Annotated in this window: 32 protein-coding genes; 19 read left to right on the top strand and 13 right to left on the bottom strand. The window is 61.8% G+C overall.

Going from position 1 to position 25,893, the window contains the following annotated elements; translation table 11 throughout:
• Positions 1-99: 99 nt before the first annotated feature.
• Together EPK99_RS20855 and EPK99_RS20850 are read left to right on the top strand one after the other, a co-directional pair.
• A complete protein-coding gene (locus tag EPK99_RS20855) occupies positions 100-1,077 on the top strand; it encodes a YihY/virulence factor BrkB family protein (protein WP_128444978.1) in 978 nt (325 codons plus the stop codon).
• Between the two features lie 132 nt (positions 1,078-1,209).
• Positions 1,210-1,599, top strand: coding sequence for a hypothetical protein (locus EPK99_RS20850; RefSeq protein ID WP_128444977.1), 390 nt, complete (start codon positions 1,210-1,212; stop codon positions 1,597-1,599).
• 57 nt (positions 1,600-1,656) lie between these two features.
• Here EPK99_RS20850 and EPK99_RS20845 read toward each other — a convergent pair whose 3' ends face one another.
• The gene (locus EPK99_RS20845) at positions 1,657-2,556 is read right to left on the bottom strand and encodes a LysR family transcriptional regulator (protein ID WP_128444976.1); all 900 of its coding nucleotides are present in this window, start codon (positions 2,554-2,556) and stop codon (positions 1,657-1,659) included.
• A gap of 104 nt (positions 2,557-2,660) precedes the next feature.
• On the opposite strand from EPK99_RS20845, the gene EPK99_RS20840 reads away from it, so the two are divergent.
• Positions 2,661-3,287 (top strand): pyridoxamine 5'-phosphate oxidase family protein, encoded by a 627-nt coding sequence (locus EPK99_RS20840; RefSeq protein ID WP_128444975.1) that lies wholly within the window; start codon positions 2,661-2,663, stop codon positions 3,285-3,287.
• Between the two features lie 243 nt (positions 3,288-3,530).
• The gene (locus EPK99_RS20835; RefSeq protein WP_128444974.1) at positions 3,531-4,523 is read left to right on the top strand and encodes a magnesium transporter CorA family protein; all 993 of its coding nucleotides are present in this window, start codon (positions 3,531-3,533) and stop codon (positions 4,521-4,523) included.
• A gap of 33 nt (positions 4,524-4,556) precedes the next feature.
• Here EPK99_RS20835 and EPK99_RS20830 read toward each other — a convergent pair whose 3' ends face one another.
• Positions 4,557-4,745 carry a hypothetical protein gene (locus EPK99_RS20830; RefSeq protein ID WP_128444973.1) on the bottom strand — a complete coding sequence of 63 codons (189 nt, stop codon included), beginning with the start codon at positions 4,743-4,745 and terminating at the stop codon, positions 4,557-4,559.
• Between the two features lie 351 nt (positions 4,746-5,096).
• Here EPK99_RS20830 and EPK99_RS20825 point away from each other — a divergent pair, with 351 nt between their 5' ends.
• Both EPK99_RS20825 and EPK99_RS20820 read left to right on the top strand, forming a co-directional pair.
• Complete coding sequence (locus EPK99_RS20825; protein WP_128444972.1) at positions 5,097-5,456, top strand: type II toxin-antitoxin system RelE/ParE family toxin; 360 nt, start codon at positions 5,097-5,099, stop codon at positions 5,454-5,456.
• A complete protein-coding gene (locus EPK99_RS20820) occupies positions 5,446-5,775 on the top strand; it encodes a helix-turn-helix domain-containing protein (RefSeq protein ID WP_128444971.1) in 330 nt (109 codons plus the stop codon). Before EPK99_RS20825 ends, EPK99_RS20820 begins: the two co-directional genes overlap by 11 nt.
• Before the next feature lie 113 nt (positions 5,776-5,888).
• On the opposite strand, the gene EPK99_RS20815 is transcribed toward EPK99_RS20820, so the two are convergent.
• From EPK99_RS20815 to EPK99_RS20805, 3 genes are all read right to left on the bottom strand, one after another.
• Entirely contained in the window at positions 5,889-6,716 is an 828-nt protein-coding gene (locus EPK99_RS20815) for an aldo/keto reductase (RefSeq protein WP_128444970.1), read from the bottom strand.
• A gap of 102 nt (positions 6,717-6,818) precedes the next feature.
• The gene (locus tag EPK99_RS20810; protein ID WP_128444969.1) at positions 6,819-7,856 is read right to left on the bottom strand and encodes an aldo/keto reductase; all 1,038 of its coding nucleotides are present in this window, start codon (positions 7,854-7,856) and stop codon (positions 6,819-6,821) included.
• A gap of 23 nt (positions 7,857-7,879) precedes the next feature.
• Positions 7,880-9,055 carry an MFS transporter gene (locus EPK99_RS20805; protein WP_128444968.1) on the bottom strand — a complete coding sequence of 392 codons (1,176 nt, stop codon included), beginning with the start codon at positions 9,053-9,055 and terminating at the stop codon, positions 7,880-7,882.
• 371 nt (positions 9,056-9,426) lie between these two features.
• On the opposite strand from EPK99_RS20805, the gene EPK99_RS20800 reads away from it, so the two are divergent.
• On the top strand, positions 9,427-10,347 hold the full coding sequence (locus tag EPK99_RS20800) for a LysR family transcriptional regulator (protein ID WP_128444967.1): 921 nt from the start codon (positions 9,427-9,429) through the stop codon (positions 10,345-10,347).
• On the opposite strand, the gene EPK99_RS20795 is transcribed toward EPK99_RS20800, so the two are convergent.
• Positions 10,344-11,015, bottom strand: coding sequence for a glutathione S-transferase family protein (locus EPK99_RS20795; protein WP_245582502.1), 672 nt, complete (start codon positions 11,013-11,015; stop codon positions 10,344-10,346). The genes EPK99_RS20800 and EPK99_RS20795 overlap by 4 nt on opposite strands.
• A 90-nt stretch (positions 11,016-11,105) precedes the next feature.
• Positions 11,106-11,819, bottom strand: a complete 714-nt coding sequence (locus EPK99_RS20790; protein ID WP_245582513.1) for a gamma-glutamylcyclotransferase — start codon at positions 11,817-11,819, stop codon at positions 11,106-11,108.
• Positions 11,820-12,000: 181 nt separating this feature from the next.
• On the opposite strand from EPK99_RS20790, the gene EPK99_RS25385 reads away from it, so the two are divergent.
• Together EPK99_RS25385 and EPK99_RS20785 are read left to right on the top strand one after the other, a co-directional pair.
• Positions 12,001-12,168, top strand: coding sequence for a hypothetical protein (locus tag EPK99_RS25385; RefSeq protein ID WP_164901828.1), 168 nt, complete (start codon positions 12,001-12,003; stop codon positions 12,166-12,168).
• 90 nt (positions 12,169-12,258) lie between these two features.
• Positions 12,259-12,762: a hypothetical protein gene (locus tag EPK99_RS20785; protein ID WP_128444965.1), complete on the top strand. Its 504-nt coding sequence runs from the start codon at positions 12,259-12,261 to the stop codon at positions 12,760-12,762.
• A gap of 9 nt (positions 12,763-12,771) precedes the next feature.
• Here EPK99_RS20785 and tam read toward each other — a convergent pair whose 3' ends face one another.
• Positions 12,772-13,542 carry a trans-aconitate 2-methyltransferase gene (tam, locus tag EPK99_RS20780; protein ID WP_128444964.1) on the bottom strand — a complete coding sequence of 257 codons (771 nt, stop codon included), beginning with the start codon at positions 13,540-13,542 and terminating at the stop codon, positions 12,772-12,774.
• Between the two features lie 176 nt (positions 13,543-13,718).
• Between tam and EPK99_RS20775 the strand changes: the two genes are divergently transcribed.
• Positions 13,719-14,606, top strand: coding sequence for a branched-chain amino acid aminotransferase (locus tag EPK99_RS20775; RefSeq protein ID WP_128444963.1), 888 nt, complete (start codon positions 13,719-13,721; stop codon positions 14,604-14,606).
• Between the two features lie 140 nt (positions 14,607-14,746).
• A complete protein-coding gene (locus tag EPK99_RS20770; protein WP_128444962.1) occupies positions 14,747-18,139 on the top strand; it encodes a class I SAM-dependent DNA methyltransferase in 3,393 nt (1,130 codons plus the stop codon).
• Between the two features lie 10 nt (positions 18,140-18,149).
• Here EPK99_RS20770 and EPK99_RS20765 read toward each other — a convergent pair whose 3' ends face one another.
• Complete coding sequence (locus tag EPK99_RS20765; RefSeq protein ID WP_128444961.1) at positions 18,150-18,467, bottom strand: hypothetical protein; 318 nt, start codon at positions 18,465-18,467, stop codon at positions 18,150-18,152.
• A gap of 169 nt (positions 18,468-18,636) precedes the next feature.
• Between EPK99_RS20765 and EPK99_RS20760 the strand changes: the two genes are divergently transcribed.
• The 7 genes from EPK99_RS20760 to mazF all read left to right on the top strand — a co-directional run bounded on the left by EPK99_RS20760 (position 18,637) and on the right by mazF (position 23,317).
• Positions 18,637-19,239 carry a superoxide dismutase gene (locus tag EPK99_RS20760; protein ID WP_128444960.1) on the top strand — a complete coding sequence of 201 codons (603 nt, stop codon included), beginning with the start codon at positions 18,637-18,639 and terminating at the stop codon, positions 19,237-19,239.
• Positions 19,240-19,378: 139 nt separating this feature from the next.
• Entirely contained in the window at positions 19,379-20,119 is a 741-nt protein-coding gene (locus EPK99_RS20755; RefSeq protein ID WP_128444959.1) for a hypothetical protein, read from the top strand.
• A 56-nt stretch (positions 20,120-20,175) separates the two neighbouring features.
• Positions 20,176-21,024 (top strand): metallophosphoesterase, encoded by an 849-nt coding sequence (locus tag EPK99_RS20750; protein WP_128444958.1) that lies wholly within the window; start codon positions 20,176-20,178, stop codon positions 21,022-21,024.
• A 163-nt stretch (positions 21,025-21,187) separates the two neighbouring features.
• A complete protein-coding gene (locus tag EPK99_RS20745) occupies positions 21,188-21,625 on the top strand; it encodes a c-type cytochrome (RefSeq protein WP_128444957.1) in 438 nt (145 codons plus the stop codon).
• Positions 21,626-21,717: 92 nt separating this feature from the next.
• The gene (locus EPK99_RS20740) at positions 21,718-22,629 is read left to right on the top strand and encodes a c-type cytochrome (RefSeq protein WP_128444956.1); all 912 of its coding nucleotides are present in this window, start codon (positions 21,718-21,720) and stop codon (positions 22,627-22,629) included.
• A gap of 53 nt (positions 22,630-22,682) precedes the next feature.
• A complete protein-coding gene (mazE, locus tag EPK99_RS20735) occupies positions 22,683-22,946 on the top strand; it encodes a type II toxin-antitoxin system antitoxin MazE (RefSeq protein WP_128444955.1) in 264 nt (87 codons plus the stop codon).
• The gene (gene mazF, locus EPK99_RS20730; RefSeq protein WP_245582501.1) at positions 22,943-23,317 is read left to right on the top strand and encodes a type II toxin-antitoxin system toxin MazF; all 375 of its coding nucleotides are present in this window, start codon (positions 22,943-22,945) and stop codon (positions 23,315-23,317) included. The genes mazE and mazF overlap by 4 nt, the downstream gene beginning before the upstream one ends.
• A gap of 60 nt (positions 23,318-23,377) precedes the next feature.
• Here mazF and EPK99_RS20725 read toward each other — a convergent pair whose 3' ends face one another.
• The 4 genes from EPK99_RS20725 to EPK99_RS20710 all read right to left on the bottom strand — a co-directional run bounded on the left by EPK99_RS20725 (position 23,378) and on the right by EPK99_RS20710 (position 25,413).
• Complete coding sequence (locus EPK99_RS20725) at positions 23,378-23,959, bottom strand: GNAT family N-acetyltransferase (RefSeq protein WP_205909115.1); 582 nt, start codon at positions 23,957-23,959, stop codon at positions 23,378-23,380.
• A gap of 147 nt (positions 23,960-24,106) precedes the next feature.
• Positions 24,107-24,391 carry a DUF982 domain-containing protein gene (locus tag EPK99_RS25380; RefSeq protein WP_164901827.1) on the bottom strand — a complete coding sequence of 95 codons (285 nt, stop codon included), beginning with the start codon at positions 24,389-24,391 and terminating at the stop codon, positions 24,107-24,109.
• A gap of 130 nt (positions 24,392-24,521) precedes the next feature.
• Positions 24,522-24,761: a DUF378 domain-containing protein gene (locus EPK99_RS20715; RefSeq protein ID WP_128444952.1), complete on the bottom strand. Its 240-nt coding sequence runs from the start codon at positions 24,759-24,761 to the stop codon at positions 24,522-24,524.
• Positions 24,762-24,996: 235 nt separating this feature from the next.
• Positions 24,997-25,413: a MerR family transcriptional regulator gene (locus tag EPK99_RS20710; RefSeq protein ID WP_128444951.1), complete on the bottom strand. Its 417-nt coding sequence runs from the start codon at positions 25,411-25,413 to the stop codon at positions 24,997-24,999.
• 188 nt (positions 25,414-25,601) lie between these two features.
• Between EPK99_RS20710 and EPK99_RS20705 the strand changes: the two genes are divergently transcribed.
• Complete coding sequence (locus EPK99_RS20705; protein WP_128444950.1) at positions 25,602-25,874, top strand: metal/formaldehyde-sensitive transcriptional repressor; 273 nt, start codon at positions 25,602-25,604, stop codon at positions 25,872-25,874.
• Positions 25,875-25,893 lie beyond the last annotated feature (19 nt).

Raw genomic sequence — 25,893 nt, 5'->3', positions numbered from 1 at the left:
CTCCCTGGCAGCGTTTCGTGGTCAGTTATAGGGTGTGCCGCAAGCGCGGGCAACGGGCCGAAGTTCCGCCGCTGCCGCACCGGGAAAGCTGGGGGCGACATGACGACGAGCGATACGACCATCTCTGTGGAAGAGGACCGCGGGCGCGAAGCGGATTCGCCCTCGGAAATACCGTCCAAGGGGCTGAAGGACGTATTCTGGCGGCTGTATGCGTCCATACAACAGGACCGCGTCATGCTAATCGCAGCCGGTGTTACCTATTATCTGCTGCTGTCGCTTTTCCCCACCGCGACCGTCCTCGTTTCGCTCTACGGTGTGTTTTCCGATCCTGCCGCCATTGTCGACCGCATCAATTTCCTGAGCACGGTCATGCCGGCGGATGCGCTCGACCTGTTTCTCAACCAGTTGCGGGCGCTGACCACCGAACGCAACACGACCCTGTCACTCGGCATCGTCTTCGGTGTGCTTCTGGCGCTGTGGAGCTCCAACAACGGCATCAAGGCTCTGTTCGAGGCCATGAATGTCGCTTATGGCGAGAACGAGAAGCGCAGCATCGTGCGCCTCAATCTCATCTCGCTCGCCTTCACCTTCGGCGCTCTGCTGATCGTGGTCGTCACCATCATCTTCATGGGGGTGGTGCCCGCCGTGTTGAGCTATCTCTGGCTCGACCGCTGGGCGGAGATGATCATCCGCATTGCGCGCTGGCCGCTGATGATGATGTTCGTCGGCGCCGGCATCATGGCGCTCTACCGCTTTGGGCCGAGCCGGGAGCCCGCCAAGCTGCGTTGGATCACCTGGGGCGCGGCCTTTGCGGCATTCTTCTGGCTGGCAGCTTCGCTCGCCGTCTCCTATTATCTGTCCAACGTTGCCGATTATAACGCGACCTATGGCACGCTCGGAGCCTTGGTCGGCTTCATGGTCTGGACATGGGTATCCGTCATCATCGTCATCGTCGGCGCCGAAATCAACGCCGAGCTCGAGCATCAGACGACGCGTGATTCCACCACCGGCCACCCGAAGGAAATGGGCAAGCGCGGCGCCTATATGGCAGATACGGTCGGCAAGGCGAGCGACTGACGCCCTTCGTCAGGCTTGCGTCTTTTTGCCGTAAGGTTTCGCGTCTAAGGTGCTGTTGCCGCGTCTGGCGCAATCTGCCAAGTATGTATATTACCTTGACGTCAACGTCAGATTTCCGAGGAGAATCTCCCCATGAACGAACTGGTATCCCGTGTCGCCGATAAGGTTGGCCTTGCGCCCGACGTCGCCGAAAAGGCGATTGGGATGATGCTGGGTTTCCTCCAGCGCGAAGCCGATGATGCCGCGGTCGCCAAGATGATCGCAGCCATTCCCGGCGCGCCCGAACTCGTCGCCAAATTCAACGGTGAAGGAGCCGGCGGCGGCGGCCTCCTGGGTAGCCTGATGGCGAGCTTCGGCGGCGGCGTCATGGCGCTCGGCCAGCAGCTGATGAGCCAGGGCCTTGGCATGGGCGAGATCACCACGCTTGCCAAGGAAACCATGGCCGTTGCCCGCGAAAATGCCGGCGACGAGACCGTCGATCAGGTGGTGGGCTCGGTGCCCGGCCTGTCGCAGTTCGTCTAATTCCTTTTTAAAAGATCAAGCCGCAGACCCGAAGTGCTGCGGCTTGATCCGGAATTCTCATCGCAGCAAGTCTCTCAACCGCGGTGCCGCGAAATCGAGAAAGCGCCGCATCTTGAGCGGCATTTGCCCGCGTGCGACATGCACGAGGCTGACCGGCGCCGGCTTGGGCTCGAACGCCTCCAGCATGATCTCCAGCGCCCCGGATTTTATCGCGTCCGCCGCCTGATAATGCAGGAGCCGCGCCACGCCGACATGGCGCAGGGCTGCCCGCACCACAGCCTCGGCTGTCGTTACGGACAGGCGAGGGATGGGCCGAAACATGATCGGTGCCTTGGTGTCCTTGTCGATGAACCTCCAGTCCGACAGTGCGGCCGGCCCTTCGAAAACGATGCAGGGCATCCGCCGAAGGTCGTCAACCGTCGCCGGCACGCCCTTGGAGGCCAGCAGTTGCGAGCTGGCGCACACGATCATGCGCATCGAGCCGACTGTCGTTGCCACCATCGCGCTGTCGGCAAGGCTGCCGATCCGTACCGCCATATCCACATGGCCATCCAGCATCGGCACATTGCCGTCGAGCAGCAGCAGCCGGACATTGATCTCGGGAAACATGTCAAGGAAGTCGGTCACCATCGGCAGGACATGCAGCTGGCCGAACTGAACGGGCGCTGTGATCACGAGTTCGCCCTTCGGCGTGTTGAATTCGCCGGCCGCTTCCCGTTCGGCCTCCTCCACGTCGGCGATGATCCTGCGCGCAGCAGCCAGATAGGTGCCGCCGGCATCGGTTACGCTGAGCTTGCGTGTGGTGCGGACCAGAAGGGTCGCCCCGAGCGCCTTTTCAAGATCAGAGATCTTCCGCGTGATGGTGGTGACCGGCATGCCGCGGCGACGGGCCGCCGCGGAAAAACTGCCGCTCTCGGCGACCTCGATCAGCAGGGACATGGCTTCCAGGCGGTCCATTTGTTTTCCCATTTGTTGGATAGGTGGTCGCCAATATTGCGGCATTACGCTGCTGAATGGAATGATCCATATTCGCGTCATCGCGTTCAATGCGGGAGAAGATCATGTCCTACGGCTTTCTTGATATTGCAGTCACGCCGAGCGTTCGCGCCGCGCAAGCCGAGATGGGCGCGGATGGCATCTGGTCGGATTTTCGCGGCCATCGCGAATTCGACCGCTTCACCGAAAACGAAAAGGCCTTCATCGCCGAGCGCGACAGCCTCTATGTCGCGTCGGTGTCGGAGACCGGCTGGCCTTATGTCCAGCATCGCGGCGGCCCGCGTGGGTTCCTGAAGGTGATCGACGACACGACGTTGGCCTTTGCGGACTATCGCGGCAATCGGCAGTATATCAGCACTGGAAACTGGGCGGCGAATGATCGCGCCTGCCTGTTCCTGATGGATTACCCGCGGCGCGCCCGCCTGAAGATCTATGCGCATGTGGAAAAGCTCGGCGTCGACGACGATCCGGCGCTGGCCGAGCAGTTGGCGGACAATGGCTACAAGGCGAAGGTCGAGCGTATCTTTCGCCTGCGGCTGGCGAGTTTCGACTGGAATTGCCAGCAGCACATCACGCCCCGCTTTACCGAGCAGGAAGTGCTGGCTGCGGTGGGTCCCTTGCGTGAACGCCTCGCCCAGCTTGAAGCCGAGAATGCGGAACTGCGGTCGCAGCACCCGGGCGCGGAGGTTTAAACCGCGTGCGGTCCCAGGCCGTCACCGTACCTTCGAAAAAGTCGTTGACTTTCGTGTGCGCTAGGCGCAAGCGCTTTTCCAGAGGGACGGCCGACCGGGCGTCCCTTCTTTCAAAGGAACAACCGAGATGAACCCCGACAGTCGAAGTTCGACGTCAAAAGACAGACCTGTGACTTCGGGGCTCTGATCCGTTCTCTCGGATACTGGGCTCCGAGGACCTGATGGTCCAAAAAAGGAGCCGTCATGCTGCGTATCCATGCCTATGACAACGACCGCCTCGTGTCCGCCGCTCTCGACCTTCCGGTCGATGGCCAGCCGGGCATCGTCTGGTACGATTTGGTCGAGCCTTCCTCCGAAGAAGAGCGTCTCGTCAGTGAGCGCCTCGGCATTGCCGTGCCCACCATGGACGAGATGGACGATATCGAGCTATCCGCCCGGCTCTATCAGGAGGACGGCGCCGAATTCATGACCATGACGGTGCTGATCCGGCCGGACGCCGGCACACCGCACAAGGTTCCGGTCTGCTTCATCATCAAGGGCCAGGCCCTGGTTACCGTTCGCTATGCGGAGCCGCGTCCCTTCGACGCCTTCATGGCGCGCGCCCGCAAGCCGAACGGTATCGGCATTCATTCCGCTTCCGGCGAACTGATCATGACCGGCCTGATCGAAGCGATCATCGACCGGATGGCCGATACGTTGGAACGTCTCGGCAACGAGATCGACCAGATCTCGCGGGAAGTCTTCGTGGCCAAGGCCGATAAGGCCAGCAAGAAGACGCGCGACCTGCAGGAACTGCTCCGGGCGATCGGCCAGAAGGGCGAGTTCATCACGGTGACGCGGGAAAGTCTCGTCAGTGTCAGCCGTGTCGTTGCCTATTATGCCGCGCTCGATGGCGTGGACCGCAAGCTTTCCAAGGAACTTCGCCAGCGGCTGAAATTGCTGCAGCGGGACGCCACATCGCTCGGCGATCACTCGGCCTTCCTGTCCAGCAAGATCAACTTCCTGCTGGATGCGACGCTGGGGCTGATCAATCTCGAGCAGAACCAGATCATCAAGATCTTCTCGGTCGCCTCGGTCGTCTTCCTGCCGCCGACCCTGGTCGCCTCCATCTACGGCATGAACTTCGCCTACCAGCCGGAACTGCAGTGGCACTACGGCTACCACCTCGCCATCGTCATGATGATCGTGTCGATGGTACTGCCCTATCTCTACTTCAAACGGAAGGGCTGGCTTTAAGGTTGGTCCTAGAAGCGTAACGCGACGAGGCCGTCAGCCGACGGGCCTCGTCAATTCGCGCACCAGGCTTACGTAAAGCGCGGTCATCTGCTCATTGGCGGCAATCAGTTCCGCATTGCTGGCGATATCCGTCCAGAATCCTGTTTCATGCAGCCATTCCGCATCTTCCCTCAGGCGCTGGATGGTGTCTTCGTGGCGTTTGATGCGGTCTTCAGGCTGCATGATCGTCTCCTGTTGCAAGCTCCAATGGTAGAGCGGCAGGGCCGAACAACAAGGGCGAATGAGATGTGAGGCGGAGGCCGAGCCTTGTCGCTGCTGCTGGCCGGACACCCAAGTCGTGGTTAGGAGCAGGAGGGGAAACGGGAGGACCGCTAGGCGGGCAGATCCTCCCGGACTTGCCGGCAACCTTTCGATCGGCGGCGATGGGAGACCTAAAGACCCAAGCTTGCCTCGCCATGGATGAGAATGTTCGAATACTCTGTCATATTAACGGCTTGCCATGGCAGAAGCGCCATTTCAAAATACTGATGCAATCTTGACGTTATATCTTTAAATATATATTTGAGGCAATCAATGGCGTACGAAGTGCGTTTCCATGCCGACTTCATTCCTGAGTGGAAAAGCCTGGAAATGGGATTGAAGGAGCTGGTTGGTGAGGTACTCGATCATCTGGAAGACGATGGTCCATTCCTTGGCCGTCCTGAAGTGGATACGCTTTCAGGTTCTGACCATGCCAATATGAAAGAGATTAGGGTTAAGTTTAAACAGCAGGTGTGGCGTTTTGCTTTCGCGTTCGACCCTGCTCAAAGGGCCATCATTCTTTGCGGTGGCGACAAGCAAGGTGGGAACCAGGCACTTTTTTACAGACAGCTGATCAAGAAAGCAGATGCGCGGTTCGATACGTGGCTCAAGGAGTACGAAGATGAGCACTGAGTGGAAGACGTTACGTGCCGAACTTCCCGAAGATGTCCGGACCCGGCTCGATGCAAAACGGGAAGATCGGCGTTTGGGTAAGGCCTTGGCGGAAGTGCGCAAGGCGATGAATGCGACACAGCAGGAGGTCGCTACGCGTGCCTCCATGACCCAGAATACCGTTTCGAAGATCGAGAGCGCTGACGATGTGCTTCTATCGTCGGTCGTTCGCTACATGCGTTCTATTGGCGGGGGCGTCGAGCTTGTGTTGAAAATGCCTGACGGGGAAGTAAGGCGCGTCGATTTCGATCCCGAGATGTATGTCAAGCAGACCGCATAACCGAAGATCTACACTTCGACGCCTGATTGCTGCTCCGGTCTCCCGGTTCGTCACCCTCGGGCCTGTCCCGAGGGTCTGCTGCGATGGTGGCATAAGTGCGCGTTATCCGCTTTCTAACGGTCCCATTCCGGAGCGAGATGGCGGGGATTGACGATGCGTCCATCGGGCCGCGCCAGCTTGTGGATCGCGTCCATGTCTTCCGGGGACAGCGTGAAGTCGAAGATGTCGTAGTTTTCCGAAAGACGGCTTGCCGTCGAGGTCTTTGAAAGCGCGATCACGCCCTTTTGGCTCACGGCCCAGCGCAACACCACCTGCGCCGCCGTCTTGCCATGCCTGGAGCCGATATCCTTCAGCACCTCGTCCTTCGGCACCGCGCCGTCCGCCATCAGGTAATAGCCGGTCACGGACATGTCCGTCTCATGCGCCTTGTCGATCACCTTGGTCTGGTCGAGATAGGGATGGTATTCGATCTGGTTATTGACGACGGGAGCCTCGGACAGACGAACCGCCTCGTCCATCAATGCCGTCGAGAAGTTCGAAATGCCGATATTCTTCACCTTGCCGGCTTGGCGCAGCTCGTTCAGCGCACCCATCCGGTCGGCGAGCGGCATCTCGCTCTGCGGCCAGTGGAGAAGCAGCAGATCGACGTAATCCGTCTTCAGCTTCGCAAGGCTCTCGTCCACCGATGCGATGAAGGCCTGATGGCCGACCTTGTCCACCCATACCTTGGTGGTGAGGAAGATGTCCGAGCGCGCAATGCCGGACTTGGCGATCACGTCGCCGACGGCAGCCTCGTTCTTGTAGATCTGGGCGGTGTCCACATGCCGGAAACCGAGCTTCAGGGCCTGCGGCAGGATGCTGTGAACTTCCGCATCGGGCATGCGGAAGGTGCCGAAGCCGAGAGCAGGGATATTGGCGCCATGGGCGGTGACTGTGTGCATGGGAATTCCTTTGGAAGGTGAGCCCGACACGGGACCGGGCGAGAAAGAGGCCCTTACTAGATGGGCCTCTTCGTGTTTCGATCAAGCGCTAAAGCAGGAGGCTCAGCCGGCCAGTGGCGGGTTGAGCCGCGCAAAGGCCTCCTGGCGGCGGTAGGGGAAATGCGGATAGGGAGCCGTAACAGTGCTTGCCGCATCCAGCTTTGCCACCTGATCCGCCGACAGCGACCAGCCGACGGCGCCAAGATTCTGGCGCAGCTGTTCCTCGTTGCGGGCGCCGATGATGACGGAGGAAACGGTCGGCCGGCCGATCAGCCAGTTGATCGCCACCTGCGGCACGGTCTTGCCTGTTTCCGCTGCGACCTCTTCCAGGGCATCGACCACCTTGTAGAGCAGGTCTTCGGCCACCGGCGGACCGAAATCCGCCGTTTCATGCAGGCGGCTTTCTGCGGGAATGGGTTTCGAACGGCTGATCTTGCCGGTGAGCCGTCCCCAGCCGAGCGGGCTCCATACCAGAGCGCCGAGCCCCTGGTCCTGGCCTAAAGGCATCAGGTCCCATTCGTAGTCGCGACCGACCAGCGAATAATAGACCTGGTTCGCAACATAGCGCGTCCAGCCGTTTTTCTCGGCAGCCGCCAGCGATTTCATGATCTGCCAGCCGGAAAAGTTGGAGACGCCGATATAGCGCAGCTTGCCGTCCTGCACAAGCCGGTCAAGCGTCGAGACAACTTCCTCCACCGGCGTCGAGGCGTCGAAGGCATGAAGCTGGAAGATGTCGATATGGTCCGTGTCCAGCCGCTTCAACGCCGCCTCGACGGAGGCGATCAGCCGCGCCCGCGACGAGCCCCAGTCGTTCGCCCCGTCGCCTGTCGGCAGGCTCGCCTTGGTGGAGATGAGCACTTCGTTGCGCCGGCCCTTGATCGCCTGGCCGAGCACGTCTTCCGAAGCGCCGTTCGAATAGACGTCGGCCGTGTCGAACAGGTTGACGCCGGCCTCCAGGCAGATGTCGACCAGGCGGCGGGCCTCCTCCACATCCGTCGTGCCCCAATGGCTGAACAGCGGGCCGGAGCCGCCGAACGTGCCGGCGCCGAAAGAGATGACCGGCACCTTGAGGCCGGATGCGCCGAGACTACGATATTCCATGGGATGTCTCCTTGAATTTGGGTTTAGCGGGTGGAAAGGGCAGGGCTTGCGTCGCGTCGTTCGCCCTTCATGGCGATCAGCGCGACGACGATGGCAGCAGTCGGGAATAGGGCCGAGACGTAAGGCACCCCGGCAAGTCCGGGTCCGTGGCTGATCGCAAAGCCGCCGGCCCAGGCGCCGAGCGCATTGCCGAGGTTGAAGGCGGCGATGTTGAACGACGAGGCAAGCTGTTCACCCGCACCTTCCGCCTTGCCCAGAACCCACATCTGCAGCGGTGCGACGGTGGCGAACCCGGCAAGCCCGAGCAGGCCGACGAAGATGACCGACGTGACCGGGCTCAGGAAGGCAGCCGGGAACAGCACGAGCACGATGCCGAGCAGCGCCATCGTGCCGAGCACGGTCAGCCGCAGATTGCGGTCGGCGAGCTTGCCGCCGAGAAGATTGCCGGCAATCAGGCCACCGCCGAACACGAGCAGGATCGGCGAGACCCAGCTTTCCGGCAGATGGGCGATATCCGTCAGCAACGGCGCGATATAGGTGAACAGGGCAAACACGCCGCCATAGCCGAGCACCGTGGTAAGCAGGCCGAGCAGGACCGGGGTGCGGGAAATCGCCTTGAGGTCGGCCTTCCAGTCGGATGCTTCGGGAGCTTCCTTATCCTTGGGCAGAAGCGCCACGATGATGGCAAGCGCTGCTATCCCCACCAGCGAAACGGCCCAGAAGGTCGACCGCCAGCCATAGGTCTGGCCGAGCCAGGTGCCGAACGGCACGCCGAGAATATTGGCGACGGTCAGCCCGGTAAACATCACGGCAATGGCGGATGCGCGCTTGTCGGGCGTGACCAGTTTAGTCGCGACCACCGAGCCGACGCCGAAGAAGGTGCCGTGGGCGAGCGCCGTGACGACGCGGGCGGCCATCAGGATCTCGTAGCTCGGAGCAAGTGCGCAGATCGCGTTGCCGAGGATGAAGACGACCATCAGCCCGAGCAGAACCGTCTTGCGCGGCAAGCGTCCGGTGACAACGGTGAGGACCGGCGCGCCGACGACGACGCCGAGCGCATAGCCCGAAATCAGCAGGCCGGCGGTGGCGATCGAGACGTGGATATCGGCGGCGACCTGCGGCAGCAGGCCCATGATGACGAATTCCGTGACGCCGATGCCGAAGGCGCCGGCCGTCAGGGCATAAAGAGCAAGGGGCATTGTTTTAATCCTCAGGAGTAAGGGAGCCGTCTTCTGCAACGCAATATCTGCTTCGCGCACTTGCCTGTGTAGCGGCAAAAGTGGATAATCATTTGTGAAATGAAGTCACAGGTGATGCGTGGGTGATGCGGCGAAGATGCGGGTGGTCCGTAAGGGTCCCAAAGCTCTCTCGCCGTCATTCCTGTGCTTGTCACAGGAATCTAGCAGCGCCATGTCCATGGCGCGAGAGGGTCTTTCCACGGCGCAGACGCGCCGTGACTGGATTCCTGTGACAAGCACAGGAATGACGGAGAAAAAAGCCGCGTCACTTGCCCTAGCAGGCGCAGGGTCCCTCAGCGGACGCGCAAAGCAAAACCCACAAGGAACCCATCATGGATAACCGCGCAGGCGAAATGGAAGTCTTCGCGCTCGCCGCTGAGCTAAAGAGCTTTTCGGCTGCGGGCCGCAAGCTCAAGCTGTCGCCCTCGGCGGTGAGCAAGCTCGTGACGCGGCTGGAAGACAGGCTGGGCACGCGCCTTGTCGTGCGCTCCACGCGCACCCTGCAACTGACGCCGGAAGGCGAAACCTATCTGGCGCGGGCAAGCCGCATCCTGGCCGAGATCGCCGATATGGAAGAAGTGGTGGCCGGGGGTGGCCGCATGCTGCCGCGCGGTCCGCTTTCGGTCAATGCCTCGGTCGGCTTTGGCGAGCGCTATATCCTGCCGCTGGTGGGCGAGTTCCTGGAAACCTTCCCGGACGTGCAACTCGACGTGACCCTGACGGACGACATGGTGGACGTCATTCGCGACCGCGTCGATATCGCCATCCGTCATGGGCCGCTGCGCGACAGTTCCCTGATGGCGCGTCGGCTGGGGCAGAGCCGCCAGGCCGTCATCGCATCGCCGGCCTACCTTGCGCGCCATGGCATGCCCCGGACGCCGGCCGATCTCGACGGTCATAACTGCATCAACTTCAATTTCCGCCGCTCGATCGAGGGCTGGCCGTTTCGCGATCCGAAGACCGGCATGGTGGAAGCGCGGCCGATATCGGGCAATCTCAAGGGGTCGAGCGGCTCCATCATCCGGCAATGGTGCCTTGATGGGCTCGGCATCGGCCGCGTCGGCCGCTTCCATGTGGAGCCGGATATCGAAGCCGGAAACCTGCTCGCCGTGCTGGAGGATTACAATCCCGAGGACATAGAGGAAATTCACGCCGTGTATGCCGGCCACGAGCATCTGGCGGCCCGTATTCGAGCCTTCATCGACTTTCTCGGCGCTCGGATTAGTCCTGCCACGCGCCGAGCTGCAGGTTAGTCCTGATCAGGCGCGCCGAGCGGAAAGTACTTCCGGTATGGGCGGGCTTCGTCCACGGCGCGGGCAAAGGAAGGGCGCGCGAGGAGCCGGCTGCGATATGCCGTGACTTGGGGGAAGCGTTCGCCGAGCGGATGCGACCAGTCCGCATAGAAGAGGAAAGGTGCGGCAGCGCAGTCCGCCAGGGTGAAGCTGTCGCCAGCGGCCCATTCCCGCCCAACCATGCGGGCATCGAGCCAGCCATAGGCAGCGTCGAGCATGGTGCGGGCTTCCTCCACGCCGTAAGGGTCCCGGCGGTCCTGCGGGCGGAGCGCGTCGAAGACCAGTTTTTGCTGCGGAGTCGAAATATAGTTGTCGAAGAAACGGTCCAGCATCCGCACTTCCAGCGCCGCGTCAGTATCGCCGGGGATCAATCGCACCGGGCCGGGATAGTGGACCTGAAGATATTCGATGATGATCGAGGCTTCGTGAACGGCATGGCCGCCATCCATCAGCATGGGAAAGCGCTTTACGGGCCAGCGGGCGACGAGGTCCGCATAGGCATCCGGATCGTCCGGACCGAGCATGCGGATGTCGAATTCGGTCCCGTTCTCGTAGAGTGCGATCAGCGCCTTCTGGCAGTAGGACGAGAAAGGATGCGAATAGAGAATCGGACGCTTGGGTTCACTCACGGCGTGGCCTCCAACCGGCATATCGATCAATAGCGGTATTCGTATCGGCGACCCGCTGCAACTCCTGCCCGCCAATCTTCCCGGTCCGCCTCAGCCCTTGTCGGACGAGGCGGAACCCTGCGCCTTCATTGCCCGGATTTCCTCGGCCACCAGATGCTGCAGACGCCACAGATTGCGGTCGCGAATGCCGAATTCGGCCAGATGCACGACGGTATTGTAGAGATATTCGGCGCAGGAGCCGCGATGACCGCAGGCGCGCGCCAGCACCGGCGCCACCTCTTCGAGCGGCTGGAGTGGGCGCACGATGCGCGGGCTGTCGCCGCCCACCCAGAAGGTCAGCGCCCGGATCGTCTCGCCGTCATCCGTGCGCACCGGCAACCAGCGGAACGTCTCCAGGCTGTCCTGGTGGCTCACTTCACGGCGCAGCGCCTTTTCGATCTGTTCGCGCTTGTCGTGGTCGGGAACCCGGTAGATCACCCCGTCGCAGCGCCCGCCGCGAGACAGCATCATCATCAGGCCCGGCTGTTCCGGCGAGCCGCGGCCGCGCTCGATCCGGAGCGAAAACGACCTGTGCCAGCCATAGGCGGTCGCCCGCCGGCTGTCGATCGAATCGAACCCCGGCTTCCAGATCAGCGAGCCATAGGCGAAGACCCAGAGCGGCGCGTCGCCGATCTCTGCGGTCAGCCGATCGGCGATCAGGGCGTAATCCTCGTCGCTCAGCGGCAGCCAGCTTGGCGGCAGGCCGGGGTCCGTCTCCTCGCGGAAGCAAAGTTCCACAAGGTCCGGGGTCAGCGACAATGGCATCGATCTTGGCATGGGTGCGACAGGTTTCACGGGGGGAGGTTAAGCCGAATGGGCAGATTGCAGCCGTAGCCTTGCCCGTGTCAATTTGATTTCCCGCAATGCCGCACCGCCGCCCAACTGTTCTGCTTTAGACGCGCTGAGGAAATTGTATCGAAAAGAAGCGAAGAGGATATTGCTGTTGATGCGTTGGCTGTTCGTCGCCGTGCTTGTCGTTCTGGTCGGCCTGATCCTGAGCATCGGCTTCATGAACCACTCGGGCCGGTCGCACATGAACGGCAACCGCTCCCCGGACCAGCAGGTCGCTCCCGCCAACGACCAGACGCTGCTTCCGCCGGCGCAGGGTCAGTAGGCCTGACTTTTGGGCGAGTGAAGAACAGCCGCTGCGGAACAAACCGCCGGCAGTGAAGTTCACCCCTCTCAACCCAACAGGAATTTCATCATGCGAGTTCTATCCGCGCTGGCCCTGGCTTGCGCCATGTCTGTCTCTTCCGCGGCATCCGCTGCCGAACAGGACTTCCTGAAATCCATAGAAGGACAATGGAGCGGCGGCGGAAAAGTGCTGACCAGCATCGGCGGAAGCAATGTCAACGTCACCTGCAACATGCAGTCAGATGCCCAGGCATCGAGCTTTTCGATGAACGGCACATGCCGTGCTCTTGCGGTCGTGTCGCGCAGCTTCAACGCCAATATAAAGGCATCCGGAAACGCCTATTCCGGCAATTACGTCGGCGTGTCGGGCAAGCCGTCAAAGCTGGTCGGCAGCCGCAGCGGCGATACGATAGCCCTGGATGTGACCTGGGCGGTTGCCGAATATGGCGATCGCGATGCCAAGATGACGATCCAGAAGGTCGGCGATGACGGGCTGCGCATTCGCACCGTCGATCAGGATCCGAAATCCGGCAAGTCGGTCGTCACCACCCAGCTGGACCTGAAGCGCAAGTAAGCCGAAGCTTTATGCCTTGACGGCGACGAGGAACAGCCGCGGGAAGCGCAGGAGCACGCGCCCATCCGCCATCGCCGGATAGGCCTTGGCGATCCTTGCCGTGTAATCCGCGATGAAGGCCTGGGCGTTTTCCGCTCCTGCCGCATCGAGATAAGGCCGCAAACCCGTCGCCTTCACCCATTCGACGATGGCTTCTGCATCGGCCAGCGGATGATAGTAGACGGTGTGCCAAAGATCGACGCGGGCAGCCTTCGGCATCAGTGCATCGAAATAGCGTTGAGGGGCGGGAAGCGGGCTTCGCCGCACCTTGCCGCCTTCGAAGGCCGCAGCCCACGGCCCGGCAAGGCCGGTCTCCTCCATCAGCGTATGGCTGGGCTCGGTGAGGTTGTCGGGCATCTGCACGGCCAGCACGCCGCCGGGCTTCAGGTGGTCCATCAGCTGCGCCAGCACGTCGATATGGTTCGGCACCCATTGGAATACGGCATTGGCGTAAAGCAGGTCGGCCGGCGCGTCCGGCAGCCAGTTCGCAAGGTCGGCCTTCCTGAACTGCGTGCCACCCAAGCGCTGGCGGGCCGCGGTCAGCATGTTCTCGTCGCTGTCCAGTCCGGTCACATGGCTTGCCCCGAAGCGCTCCACCAAAAGCTCGGTCGAATTGCCGGGGCCGCAGCCGAGATCGTAGGCGTCCGAGGCCTCGGCAAGCGGCACCTGCGCCAGCAGATCGCGCGCCGGGCGCGTCCGCTCGTCCTCGAACTTCACATATTGCTCGGCAGACCACGCCATCGCTCGATCCTCTCACTTCAATTGGGCAGGGACTAGCACGGCCTGTATGGCGCTACGATGACCTCGTTATGCCGGAACCATCAATTATTGTGATGGCTCATCTCCAATTCTCGCTTGACCTTATGCCGCGCCCGCCCTTCATTCACGGCGTTTTATATGCCCTGAAGGAGATCGTCATGCCCGTCGACACAGCCCCCCGCACCGCTACCTGGACCTTCGTGGAGGGCGAATGGCTGGAAGGCAACCCGAAGCTAATCGGCCCCACCTCGCATGCCATGTGGCTGGGCTCGACCGTGTTCGACGGCGCCCGCTGGTTCGATGGCATTGCGCCGGATCTCGACCAGCACTGCCAGCGCATCAACCGGTCTGCGGTCAATATCGGCCTCGATCCGACGATGAAGCCTGAGGAAATCGAGGCGTTGGCCTGGGAGGGCGTCAGGAAATTCGACGGCCAGACGGCGATCTACATCAAGCCCATGTACTGGGCCGAGCATGGCACGGCGTTCAGCGTTGTCGCGCCCGATGCGGAATCCACCCGCTTCGCGCTCTGCCTGTTCGAAGCGCCCATGCACACGGCAAAGCCGTCCTCGCTGACTGTTTCGCCCTATCGCCGCCCCAACCCGGAAGTGGCCCTGACCGGCGCCAAGACCGGCAGCCTTTATCCCAATAGCGGCCGCATGATCCTGGAAGCCCGCGCCCGCGGCTTCGACAATGCGCTGGCCCGCGACATGAACGGCAATGTGGCGGAAACCGCGTCCTCCAACATCTTCCTCGTCAAGGACGGCGTGGTCATGACGCCGATCGCCAACGGCACCTTCCTCGCCGGTATCACCCGCTCGCGCCTCATCACGCTTTTGCGCCAGGTTGGCTTCGAGGTTCGCGAGACGACGCTGACCGTTCAGGATTTTGCCGATGCGGACGAGATCTTCACCTCGGGCAATTATTCAAAGATCGTGCCGGTAACGAAATTCGAAGACCGCTCCCTGCAGGAAGGCCCGGTCGCCCGCAAGGCGCTGGAAGTCTATATGGACTGGGCCCGCTCCGGCGGCCGCGGCGACGCCTGAACCGGTCTGGAGCAGGCGGCTACCGCGCTGGCGGATGAAACCGTGGATGGCGCGGATCGTTCGTTTCGTGCGGCTGCGCCTTGCTTAACCGGGGATGGTCCTTATGATCCCCGGCCGGCATACGGAGAGCGGAATCACAGGTGGCAGAGGCAGTCGAAGCCTTCATCAGGCGCTGGCAGGGGCAGGAAGGCGGGCAGGAGCGCGCCAACTACGCGCTGTTCCTGACGGAATTGTGCGGCCTGCTGGGGCTGGCCCATCCCGATCCGGCATCTGCCGCCCACGAAACCAACGACTATGTCTTCGAGCGGGTGGTCAGGGAAGTGTCGCGCGACGGCTCGGTCTCGGCAAAGCGCATCGATCTCTACAAGCGCGACTGTTTCGTGCTGGAGGCCAAGCAGAGCCGCCTTTCCGGTGACAAGAAGGTTCCGGATGCGCCGCAGCTTCCTGGGCTCGAAGCCACGCCGCGCGGCCGCCGCGTCTCGGCCAACCGATCCTGGGACGTGCTGATGATGAATGCCCGCGCCCAGGCGGAAAACTACGTCCGACTGCTGCCCGCAAGCCATGAACCGCCGCCCTTCGTGCTGGTCTGCGATGTCGGGCACGCCATCGAGGTCTATGCCAATTTCCGCCGCGACGGCAAGGCCTATGACCAGTTCCCCGACCGCCGCTCGTTCCGCATCTATCTGGAGGACCTGCGCCAAAAGGACGTCCGCGACAGGCTCGCCGCGATCTGGACCGATCCGACTTCGCTCGATCCCTCCCGTCACGCCGCCAAGGTCACCCGCGAGATCGCCGGCCGGATCGCCAAGGTCAGCCAGGCGCTGGAAAAATCCGGCCATGCCACCGAAGACGTGGCGATGTTCCTGATGCGCATGCTGTTCACCATGTTCGCCGAAGATGTCGAACTTCTGCCGAAGGACAGTTTCAAGGAGCTGCTGACGCTCTGTGCGGAAAAGCCCGAGATCTTTCCCGGCATGATGGAAGACCTGTGGAAGGCGATGGACGAGGGCACCTTTACCGCGACGATCCGCGAAAAGGTGAAGAAGTTCAACGGCGAATTCTTCAAGCGGCGGCGGGCGCTGTCGCTGGCAAAGGAGGAGATCGGCGAACTGCTGGCGGCCGCCCGCTATGACTGGAAGGATGTCGAGCCGGCGATCTTCGGCACTTTCCTGGAACAGGCGCTCGATCCCGCCGACCGTCGCAAGCTCGGCGCCCATTACACGCCGCGCGCCTATGTGGAACGGCTGGTCATCGCCACCGTCATCGATCCGCTGCGCGCCGAATGGGACAATGCCCGCTCCACCGCCGACCGGCAGAAGGCCGAGGGCAAGGCCGATGCGGCAATCGCAACGGTTGCCGCCTTTCACGGCCGGCTCTGCGAAACCCGCGTGCTCGACCCCGCCTGCGGCACCGGAAATTTCCTCTACGTCTCGCTGGAATTGATGAAGCGGCTGGAAGGCGAAGTGCTGGAGGCGCTGAACGATCTCGGCGGTCAGGAAGGACTGGCGCTGGAAAGCCACACCGTCGATCCGCACCAGTTTCTAGGCATGGAGATCAATCCGCGCGCCGCGGCGATCGCCGAGCTGGTGTTGTGGATCGGCCATCTGCAATGGCATTTCCGCAACAAGGGCGTCGCCCCCTCCGAACCGATCCTCAAGGCTTTCCACAATATCCAGCAGATGGATGCGGTGCTGCTGTGGGACGGCTACCCCATGCCGAAAGTGGTGGACGGCAAGGAAGCCTATCCCAACCCGCGCCGGCCGAAATGGCCGGACGCCGATTACATCGTCGGCAACCCGCCGTTTGTCGGCGGCAAGGATATCCGCGCCCGCATGGGGTCGGGTTATGCCGAGGCGCTGTGGAAGGCGCATAAACACATGAACGAAAGTGCCGATTTCGTCATGTACTGGTGGGACCGCTCGGCCGAGATCCTGCTCAAACCGAAGACCCGGCTGAAGCGCTTCGGCTTCGTCACCACCAATTCGATCAGCCAGGTGTTCCAGCGCCGGGTCATGGAGCCCTATCTCGCGGCCAAGAAGCCGCTGTCGCTTGTCATGGCGATTGCCGACCATCCCTGGACCAAGGTGACGAAGGACAGCGCCGCCGTGCGCATCGCCATGACGGTAGCGCAGGCGGGTAAACACGACGGCCGGTTGCTGGAGGTGACGGCGGAGGAGGGGGTCGAGACCGATAGCCCGGTGATTTCGTTTGCCGAGAAGACCGGCAAGATCAATTCGGATCTGACGGTTGGGGTGGATGTGACCGGCGCGGTGGAGTTGATGGCGAACGCTGCGATGTGTTCCCCAGGAATGAAGCTGCACGGTTCTGGCTTCATCGTTTCGCCCAATGAGGCGGAACAACTCGGCCTTGGTCGGCTGCCCGGTCTCGATCAGCACATTCGTGTTTATCGCAACGGCCGCGATCTTACCGACCGTCCGCGAGGCGTCATGGTGATTGATCTATTCGGCATGACGGCAGAAGAGGTGCGAGCAAGGTTCCCTTCAGTTTATCAGCACCTGCTTACGACGGTAAAGCCGGAGCGTGATGATAACAATCGCACGTCCTATCGCGATAACTGGTGGATTTTTGGCGAGCCCCGAAGGGACTTGCGTCCCGCCCTTCTCAACCTCCCCCGCTACATCGCAACCGTCGAGACCGCCAAGCACCGCGTATTCCAGTTCCTCGACGCCTCGATCCTGCCGGACAACAAGCTGGTCGCTATCGGCTTGAGCGATGGCTTTTCGCTGGGTGTCCTGTCGTCATGGCTCCATGTCCCTTGGGCGATCCGTACAGGCAGTTGGCTCGGCGTCGGCAATGACTCCGTCTACGTCAAATCCCGCTGCTTCGACCCCTTCCCATTTCCCGCCGCCACCGACGCCCAGAAACACGCCATCGGCGCCATTGCCGAAGAGCTTGATGCCCATCGCAAGCGGGTGCTGGCGGATCATGACCACCTGACCCTGACCGGCCTCTACAATGTGCTGGAGCGGCTGAAATCCGGCGTCAAACCCGCCGATCTCAACGAGAAGGAGCGCCGCATCTTCGATGACGGGCTGGTGCTGATCCTCAAGGAACTGCACGAAAAGCTCGATGTCGCGGTGGCTGACGCCTATGGCTGGCCGGTCGATCTGCCGGAGGAAGAGGTGCTGGTCAATCTCGTGGTGCTCAACAGGGAGCGGGCGAGGGAGGAAAAGCGCGGCCTAGTGCGCTGGCTGCGGCCGGATTACCAGATCCCGCGCTTCGGTTCGGACAAGGAGAAGGCCGAGCAGCTGGAGGCCGATTTCGGCGAGGCGGCGGTGGCGAAAAGCGGCCCCAAGCCGGGCTTCCCGACCGACGAACGCGACCAGACACCCGCGGTGCTCCATCAGTTGATGGAGGCCGAAGGTCCCGTCGATGCGGCCACCATCGCCTCAGCCTTCCGCCAGGGCCGCAAATGCCTGGGCAGCGTGCAGGCCGTGCTCGCTTCGCTCTATCGCATGGGTCTGGTCTCGACGGCCGACGGCAAGCGCTTCGCCTTCCGCCGCGCGGCGTGAGGCAAAGGTCTCAGGGCTTGACCAGCAGCTGATCTGCGGGGATTTCGCCGCCGATCTCTGCCCTTTTGGTCTTCTTGTCGTAGACGCAGATCGTGCTGATCGTCACTTTCGCCCCCTTTGCGTTGCCGGTGACGACCGCCAGCCCGAAATGCTCGCTGCCATAGGGATCTGCCAGCGCCCGGCCGTTCTCGATAAGCCCCTTGGCAGCCGTTACGCAGGCTTTCGAAACATCCGCCTGGAACGCGCTCCAGGCGCTGTCGGAAGAAGCATGCGCAGCAGTCGCGGTCAACGGAAGAAGGGCAACAGCGAGAAGATGAACGGGTTTCATGGGAGCCTCCGATTCGGTAGAACGAAGGCATCTTCTAGCCGCCAAATGCAGCAGCGTCTTGTCGTCTCGCCCATGCTTTTTGGCAAGTTCGCCGTTGCCTCTTGGCCCTGCCGCTCCTATGTTCCCGCACGACCCTTTACCCAAGGTGTTTGCCAAGAGGAGTAGACCAATGGCTTTCGAACTTCCCGAACTGCCCTATGATTACGAAGCGCTGCAGCCTTTCATGTCGAAGGAAACGCTCGAATTCCACCATGACAAGCACCACAAGGCTTATGTCGACATGGGCAACAAGCTCGCGGCGGAAGCTGGCCTCAGCGATCTGTCCGTCGAAGACGTGGTCAAGAAGTCCTTCGGCACCCACCAGACGCTGTTCAACAACGCGGCCCAGCACTACAACCACATCCATTTCTGGAAGTGGATGAAGAAGGGCGGCGGCGGCACCTTGCTGCCGGGCAAGCTGCAGAGCGCCATCGACAGCGATCTCGGCGGCTACGACAAGTTCAAGGCCGATCTGATCGCGGCCGGCACCACGCAGTTCGGCTCCGGCTGGGCCTGGGTGTCCGTCAAGGACGGCAAGCTCGTCATCTCCAAGACCCCGAACGGTGAAAACCCGCTGGTGCATGGCGCAGAGCCGATCCTCGGCGTCGACGTCTGGGAGCATTCCTATTACATCGACTACCGCAATGCGCGCCCGAAGTATCTGGAAGCCTTCATCGACAGCCTGATCAACTGGGACTACGTGCTGGAGCGCTACGAAGCCGCCACCAAGTAAGCGGTCTTAACGAGGCATCCGAAAACCCGGTATCACAGGATGCCGGGTTTTCGCGTTCTGGGGGTCAGGTTTGTGCTCTCCTTCTTGCGTCCATCGCAACCTGCTATTCTCCGCAGAATCAGGAGGCGAGGGAGTGGCGATGCGCAAATCTCTGAGGGCGTGGATCATCGTTGCTGCCGCGGCTTTTGCGGCTCTGCCGGCAGCAGCGACGGATGACGACATGCCGCCGGTCGATTATCCCGCCATCCCGGAACGGGTCGCTGATCGCTCGCAATTCGTGCCGCCCGGCTGGAAGCTGGAAGCTGAAGCCAAGGGCGATCTGGATGGCGACAAGCGCGCCGATCTTGCCCTGGTCATCCAGTCGGAAAAACCGGATCTCAGCTTCTCCGGCACACCGCTCGTCGGCCCGCGCATGCTGATCGTCGCCTTTGCCTCGGGCGAGGGATACAGCATGGCTCTGGTCAATCACGATCTTATTCCCCGTTCGGACAATTCCAATGTCGAGGATTGCTTCGATGCCGAAAGCGGGGGTCTTGCCATCGGAAAGGGCAAGCTTGTCGTCAAACTTGGTTTCTTCGCGACGGCCGGCGGATGGGACATGTGGACCAAGACCTATGCCTTTGCCTGGAAACAGGGCCAGATGCGCCTGTCGCGGTTCGACTATCGCAACACGCATCGTGGCAGCGGCAAGACGACGCTGACCGTTGCAGACTATGACGCGGGCACTCTGAAGATCACGCGCGGCAGCATCGAGAACGACAGGACCAGGACAAAGCGGACAAAGCTCTCGGGTCCCCGCAGGATCTCGCTCGATCAGGTCGGCGACGGCATGGATTTCGATCCGTCACCGCCGGAATCATCGGAGTCGGACGAGGAATAACCGCGGAATGTGAGCCCGTCACACGCATGTCACAAGCCGTGCCTAACTCCGCTCGAATGCCTCAAGACACGCCCCTGATCCGCTTCGGCGTCATCGCCGATCCCCAATATGCCGATATCGAGCCCTGGCTCGAGACCGACCGTTACTATCGCAACAGCCTCGCCAAGCTGCGCGACGCGATTGGCGTGCTGAACGAAGAAGACCTTGCCTTCGTGGTCACACTTGGGGATCTCATCGATCGCGGTGCGGAGAGCCTCGCTCCGGTTCTGGAAATCTATGGCGCACTTCGTCATGAAAGCGTGCTTCTGCCCGGCAATCACGATTTCTCCGTTGCGCCCGAGCATCTGGGCGAGGTGCATCGCCGGCTCGGCATGCCGGCGCCCTGGCATGAGTTCCTGCGCGGCGGTATCCGTTTCGTGATCATCGACGGCAGCGAGGTGAGCCTCTTTTCCACACCTGAAGGCGATCCCCGGCATGCCTTGGCCGTGGAGCGGCTGCGGGCGCTGGAGCAGGCCGGCGCCATCAACGCCATGCCGTGGAACGGCGGCATGAGCGAAGAGCAGCATGCCTGGCTGGAGGATGCGCTGGCGCGTGCCAAGGTGGCTGGCGAGCCGGTCGTCGTCATGGGGCATTATCCGTTATATCCGGAAAACCAGCACAACCAGTGGAATTGCGAGCGGCTGGTGGCGCTTTTCGACCGCTCCGGCAATGTGCTGGCCTATCTCAACGGCCACAACCACGAGGGCAATCTCGGCCGCCATGGCAGCACCTGGTATGTCAACTTCAAGGGCATGGTGGATACCGAACACGACAACACGTTCGCGACTGTGGCGATCTTTGCGGACCGGATCGAGATCACCGGCCATGGCCGCGAGGAAAGCCGCAGCCTGCCGCTCAAGCCGTAAGCGCTTTCAGGCGGAAGCGCTGGGACGCTTGACGCAAGGTCTCGAAGCCCTGCATCAGACCAAAGGCCCCTGACGAAAAAGTGACTTTTTTCAGACGTATAAGCTTGCGATCATCGCCACGCATAGCTTCCGGCGCCGCCGGAGCGATCACGGGAGTTCGTCGATGAGATTGAAAACAGTCACGATTGCCACAGCCCTTCTCTGTCTTGGCTTCACGGCGGTCACGGCGCAGGAAACGCCGCAGGCCAAGCGTGAGCAGATGATGAAGCAGATCGGCGGATCGGTCGGGGCGCTCGGCGCCATCGCCAAGGGCGAGAAGCCTTACGACGAAGCAACGGTCAAGAAGTCGCTGACCACGATCAGCACCAATATCAAGGCCTTCCCGGATCAGTTCCCGGCCGGCTCCGAGGCAAATTCGGAAGCCGCACCAGCCATCTGGCAGAACAATGCGGATTTCCGCGCCAAGGCGGCAAAGCTCGGAAGCGATGCAGATACTATACTCGCCGCCCTGCCGGCGGATCAGGCCGGCGTCCAGAAAGCGGTGCAGACGCTCGGTGCCGATTGCGGCGCCTGCCATCAGGTCTACCGTCTCAAGAAGTAACCGGAAACGACGGCAGGGCGGTCGCCGGATGCGGCCGCTCTCCATGCCATCAGGTGCGCTCGAGTTTGAGACAGGCGCGGGGGAGAATAGCCATGGCCTCGAGAGGCTCGAAAATCCTGGGTGGCGCTTTACTTGTGCTTGCAATTGGAGCCGTAGCCGCATGGGCGCTAACCAAGCCATCCCCGCGGCCCGAGTCCGATTGGGCCAATCTTGGCTCGCCCGATCTGGCCAAGGGCGAGCAGCTCTTCTGGGCAGGCGGCTGCGTCAGCTGTCATGCCGCAACCGGCGCGACAGGCGATGCCGCCAAGGTGCTTGCGGGTGGACGGGCGCTGCCGAGCCCCTTCGGCACCTTCCATATTCCCAATATTTCGCCCGATCCCAAGGACGGCATCGGCGACTGGACGCTGGCGCAGTTCGGCAACGCCATGACCCGCGGTATCGGGCCGGACGGCGAGCATCTCTACCCGTCTTTTCCCTACGGCTCCTATGCGAGGCTGTCGCCTGCCGACATCAACAACCTGTTCGGCTATATCAAAACCTTGCCGGCAAGCAGCAATGTCGCGCCGCCGCACGAACTCGGCTTTCCCTTCAACATCCGCATGACGATCGGCGGCTGGAAACTGCTCTACTTCACCGATCAGCCCCGCGTGGAGCTTGCAAGCGCCGATGACAAGGTCAAGCGCGGCCAGTTCCTGGTCGAGGGACCCGGGCATTGTGGAGAATGTCATACGCCGCGCGACGCGCTTGGCGGTTTCGTCTCCGGCAAATGGCTGGCCGGCGGCCCGAACCCGGAAGGCAAGGGCTCGATCCCCGACATCACGCCCGGCGGCGACATCAAGTCCTGGAGCGAGGACGACCTCGTGAATTACTTCAAGACGGGCTTCACGCCGGACTATGATTCGGCCGGCGGTCAGATGGCGGAGGTGCAGCAGAACCTCGCCCATCTGCCGCAGGCGGATCTCGAAGCCATCGCCGCCTATCTCAAGGCCGTGCCGGCGCAGTAATGCTTGTTTACGCCTCCATATGTGCTATATTTGTTGCACAATGGAGACGCTGAATGAGCGTGACGACGAAGATCAGGCGGCAGGGCGGTGCTGCCATCGTGACCATTCCGCCGACGGTTTTAAAGATGATGCAGCTTGAAGTGGGCGATCAACTGTCGCTTGCCGTCGCGGATGGCGAGCTTGTGGCCCGTCCGCTCAAGACCCGCAAGCGCTACAAGCTGAGCGAACTGCTGGAAGGGCAGGAGCATGTCTCCCGCATGAATGCCGACATGGCCTGGGCCATGGAAGGAGATCCGGTCGGGCACGAGATCGTATGATGGTGCGCAGCGGCGTGCCCGATCGCGGCGATGTGTTCTGGATCGATCCCAACCCGGTGGCAGGGCGTGAGATGAAGGACCGCCACCGCTTCGTCGTTATCAGCCCGCGCGCCATCAACGCTCTTGGGGTCAGCATGACCGTGCCGATCACCAGTGGTGGCGCTTTTATGCGCGATGTCGGTCTCGCAGTGCCCGTGTCGGGACACGATACGACCGGCGTCGTCGTCTGCAATCAGGTCCGCAGCTTCGATATCCCGGCGCGTGTCCAGGGCAAGACGGCGCGATTTATAGAGACGCTGGACAAGGCCACGATCGACGAGATCGTAGCGCGGGTTGTGAGCGTCATCGACCCGTTGCCCGAGCAGGATTGAGCTTCGCCTGGACCGGATGTGCCGGGGTCTATGCACAGACGGTGGTAGAATCCCTCCGCCTCACGCCAGCGCCTGCATATAGCGCATGCCGATGACCGGGCGCGGCTTGAAATCCATCTGCTCGTAGAAACGATGCGCGGCGGAATTGCCGGTAGCCGCACTCACGGAGAGGTAGCCGCAGCCGGCGCTCCTTGCCACTTCGCGGGCGCGCGCCACCAGATGCTGGCCGATGCCATGGCCGCGCTGACCGTCGCGCACGAAGAGATGGTGCAGGTCCATGCCGCGCTGGCCTTCCTGCGCCCTGTAGAGCGGCACGAGGATGGCGTAGCCCACCAGCCCGGAACCGCTATCGGCGACCAGCGCCGTAATCCACGGCATGTCACCGAAGAGATCCCGCTCAAGCGTATCGGGTGTCATGGCCGCCGCGTCGTTGTGATGGGCGGCGAGCAGGGCGATCATGTCGCTGAGCTCCGGCAGGTCGTGTCGCTTGGCGGCACGAATGGTTACCACCGGCGGGCGGGTCAGGGAGATTTCGCTGTCTTCGATGAGCGGGGCAGTCATGTCCGGCATCCTCTTTTCGTTTCGAGTGCCGTCAGGTGCCGTTTGATACAACAAAGCCGCCTGACGGCGGCTTGTTGACAAAATGATCTGTCGAGCCGCCCTTTACAGGTAGGCCCAAAAATACGTGCAGGAGCTGATGGTGCGCGTCTTGATCATGCCCAGTTCAATGCGCCCGAACGATGGGACTGTCAAGCGGCTGCGATAATGCGCAATCTGCAGGCTCGCCCACTAACGAGAGGCTATCTGTCTTACAAGGCAGCCGGCATCTTCGCAGGCGGTGATGAAGGCGGAACGCGCGTCCGCCGGGCGGGAGGCGCCTTGAAGAGCATCCATGGCGGCTTTGCGTGCATCTTCGAAGATCAGACCCTGGCGGGCGGGCCACTCATTGCTGAGGAAGTCGAATGCTTCTGCAGGCCCATTGATGGTGACAAGCACCAAGCCACGGCTGACAGCCGACACAGGCTCATTCCAATTCAGGTCCGCCGATACACGAACCACTGCATCACGAATCACGAACTTCTCCCCGAGCAACGACGCATGAACAGACAAAGGCGCAAAAGGTTCCTTCGGATTTCGTGCGGAAACTTGGTCATGATCAAGGCGGCCGGTTCCAAACCGGCAGCCTGAATGCTTGTCGCCGGTCTTAGCGGCGGTTGGCCAGATTGGCTTCGGCAGCCGGTTCGCCAGCCGAGATAGCCCTGGCGAAAGGCATTATCTGCCAAAGGGCTGATAGACCGACAAGAACATAGACGACCCTGGAAAGTGCGGCGTCCTGGCCGCCGAAGATCACAGCCACAAGGTCGAAATGGGCGATGCCGACGAGGAGCCAGTTCAGGCCGCCGACAATGATGAGGAAGAGAGTGACGAGGTTTAGGGCGCGCATGAATATCTCCTTGAAAGATTGCGTGGTCCGTAACCTTTCGCCTGTGTCATCGTTCCCGTCGTAGCACAACTAAATGGGTAGGAGAGAGGAAAGTTTCGCCGGGAGATTGCTGAGAATGGGTCAGGGTTAATGGAACTCGTGCGGTTGGCTCAAGCGGGAACAGATGCGAGGAGAGCGGCGCGTATCGTAGCCTTAAGCACAGGGTCAAGCCGCTCGATACGGCAGATGACACCCTCTAATGCTCGCTCTTGCATAGCCCGTGATCGGAAAGCGAGCGTATGACATAGCACTCCTCGATGGAATGCCCGCCGTCGCAATGGGAGACGATCCGCTCCAGCTCCTGTTCCAGCGTCCTGAGCTTGGCGATCTTGGCCCGCACGGTGCCGAGATGGTCGGACGCGATCCGGTCCGCATGGGCGCAAGGTTGCTGCGGATGCTGGCTGAGCGCGATGAGCTCGCGGATGGCCGAGATATCGAGCCCAAGATCCCGACCGTGGCGGATGAAGGCGAGGCGCTCCAGATCCCGCTGCTCGTAGCGGCGCTGATTGCCTTCCGAGCGTTCGGCCGCCTCCAGGAGCCCCATCTGCTCGTAATAGCGGATGGTTGGCACTTTGACGCCGGTGCGTCTGGACAGGTCTCCGATCGACAGCATGGTTCGCTCCAAATTCGCATTCCGCAGCGGCAGTATCGTCACGCTGATGAAGAACGCCCGCCTCACGCTCCAAATCTAATGTCGCAAAGCCGGCGCTGCAACTGCCATACTCGAGGCAATCTCCGAGCCGGCTTGAAAGGGTTGGCTGCCGCATATAGGATACCCCCCTATATTATTGGAGCAGTCGTTTGGCCCATACGGTTCGAGAAAAGGCAAAGCTTCTGGCGCGGGTGCGGCGCATGAAGGGGCAGATGGAGGCGGTGGAGCGGGCGCTGGAATCCGAGGCTCCCTGCGGCGATGTCATGCAGCTTCTGGCCTCCATCCGCGGCGCTCTTGCAGGCCTCACCAGCGAAGTGGTGGAAGGCTATCTCCACGAACATGTGCTTCATGCTAGCGACGAGACGGCGAGGGCGGAGGCGGCAAACGAACTGGCCCAGGTGCTGCGGACCTATATCCGCTGACGATCGAAGGAGACGAACA

The organism is Neorhizobium lilium, from assembly GCF_004053875.1.
Taxonomy (GTDB): domain Bacteria; phylum Pseudomonadota; class Alphaproteobacteria; order Rhizobiales; family Rhizobiaceae; genus Neorhizobium; species Neorhizobium lilii.
Note: the sequence above shows the minus strand (reverse complement) of the source record. Positions and strands in the feature narration are given on the sequence as shown.

Bases quoted from the DNA above. Each gene is read 5' to 3' on its own strand.
- EPK99_RS20855 (WP_128444978.1), top strand. From the start codon at position 100: ATGACGACGAGCGATACGACCATCTCTGTGGAAGAGGACCGCGGGCGC.
- EPK99_RS20850 (WP_128444977.1), top strand. From the start codon at position 1,210: ATGAACGAACTGGTATCCCGTGTCGCCGATAAGGTTGGCCTTGCGCCC.
- EPK99_RS20845 (WP_128444976.1), bottom strand. From the start codon at position 2,556: ATGGACCGCCTGGAAGCCATGTCCCTGCTGATCGAGGTCGCCGAGAGC.
- EPK99_RS20840 (WP_128444975.1), top strand. From the start codon at position 2,661: ATGTCCTACGGCTTTCTTGATATTGCAGTCACGCCGAGCGTTCGCGCC.
- EPK99_RS20835 (WP_128444974.1), top strand. From the start codon at position 3,531: ATGCTGCGTATCCATGCCTATGACAACGACCGCCTCGTGTCCGCCGCT.
- EPK99_RS20830 (WP_128444973.1), bottom strand. From the start codon at position 4,745: ATGCAGCCTGAAGACCGCATCAAACGCCACGAAGACACCATCCAGCGC.
- EPK99_RS20825 (WP_128444972.1), top strand. From the start codon at position 5,097: ATGGCGTACGAAGTGCGTTTCCATGCCGACTTCATTCCTGAGTGGAAA.
- EPK99_RS20820 (WP_128444971.1), top strand. From the start codon at position 5,446: ATGAGCACTGAGTGGAAGACGTTACGTGCCGAACTTCCCGAAGATGTC.
- EPK99_RS20815 (WP_128444970.1), bottom strand. From the start codon at position 6,716: ATGCACACAGTCACCGCCCATGGCGCCAATATCCCTGCTCTCGGCTTC.
- EPK99_RS20810 (WP_128444969.1), bottom strand. From the start codon at position 7,856: ATGGAATATCGTAGTCTCGGCGCATCCGGCCTCAAGGTGCCGGTCATC.
- EPK99_RS20805 (WP_128444968.1), bottom strand. From the start codon at position 9,055: ATGCCCCTTGCTCTTTATGCCCTGACGGCCGGCGCCTTCGGCATCGGC.
- EPK99_RS20800 (WP_128444967.1), top strand. From the start codon at position 9,427: ATGGATAACCGCGCAGGCGAAATGGAAGTCTTCGCGCTCGCCGCTGAG.
- EPK99_RS20790 (WP_245582513.1), bottom strand. From the start codon at position 11,819: ATGCCATTGTCGCTGACCCCGGACCTTGTGGAACTTTGCTTCCGCGAG.
- EPK99_RS25385 (WP_164901828.1), top strand. From the start codon at position 12,001: ATGCGTTGGCTGTTCGTCGCCGTGCTTGTCGTTCTGGTCGGCCTGATC.
- EPK99_RS20785 (WP_128444965.1), top strand. From the start codon at position 12,259: ATGCGAGTTCTATCCGCGCTGGCCCTGGCTTGCGCCATGTCTGTCTCT.
- tam (WP_128444964.1), bottom strand. From the start codon at position 13,542: ATGGCGTGGTCTGCCGAGCAATATGTGAAGTTCGAGGACGAGCGGACG.
- EPK99_RS20775 (WP_128444963.1), top strand. From the start codon at position 13,719: ATGCCCGTCGACACAGCCCCCCGCACCGCTACCTGGACCTTCGTGGAG.
- EPK99_RS20765 (WP_128444961.1), bottom strand. From the start codon at position 18,467: ATGAAACCCGTTCATCTTCTCGCTGTTGCCCTTCTTCCGTTGACCGCG.
- EPK99_RS20760 (WP_128444960.1), top strand. From the start codon at position 18,637: ATGGCTTTCGAACTTCCCGAACTGCCCTATGATTACGAAGCGCTGCAG.
- EPK99_RS20755 (WP_128444959.1), top strand. From the start codon at position 19,379: ATGCGCAAATCTCTGAGGGCGTGGATCATCGTTGCTGCCGCGGCTTTT.
- EPK99_RS20750 (WP_128444958.1), top strand. From the start codon at position 20,176: ATGCCTCAAGACACGCCCCTGATCCGCTTCGGCGTCATCGCCGATCCC.
- EPK99_RS20745 (WP_128444957.1), top strand. From the start codon at position 21,188: ATGAGATTGAAAACAGTCACGATTGCCACAGCCCTTCTCTGTCTTGGC.
- EPK99_RS20740 (WP_128444956.1), top strand. From the start codon at position 21,718: ATGGCCTCGAGAGGCTCGAAAATCCTGGGTGGCGCTTTACTTGTGCTT.
- mazE (WP_128444955.1), top strand. From the start codon at position 22,683: ATGAGCGTGACGACGAAGATCAGGCGGCAGGGCGGTGCTGCCATCGTG.
- mazF (WP_245582501.1), top strand. From the start codon at position 22,943: ATGATGGTGCGCAGCGGCGTGCCCGATCGCGGCGATGTGTTCTGGATC.
- EPK99_RS20715 (WP_128444952.1), bottom strand. From the start codon at position 24,761: ATGCGCGCCCTAAACCTCGTCACTCTCTTCCTCATCATTGTCGGCGGC.
- EPK99_RS20710 (WP_128444951.1), bottom strand. From the start codon at position 25,413: ATGCTGTCGATCGGAGACCTGTCCAGACGCACCGGCGTCAAAGTGCCA.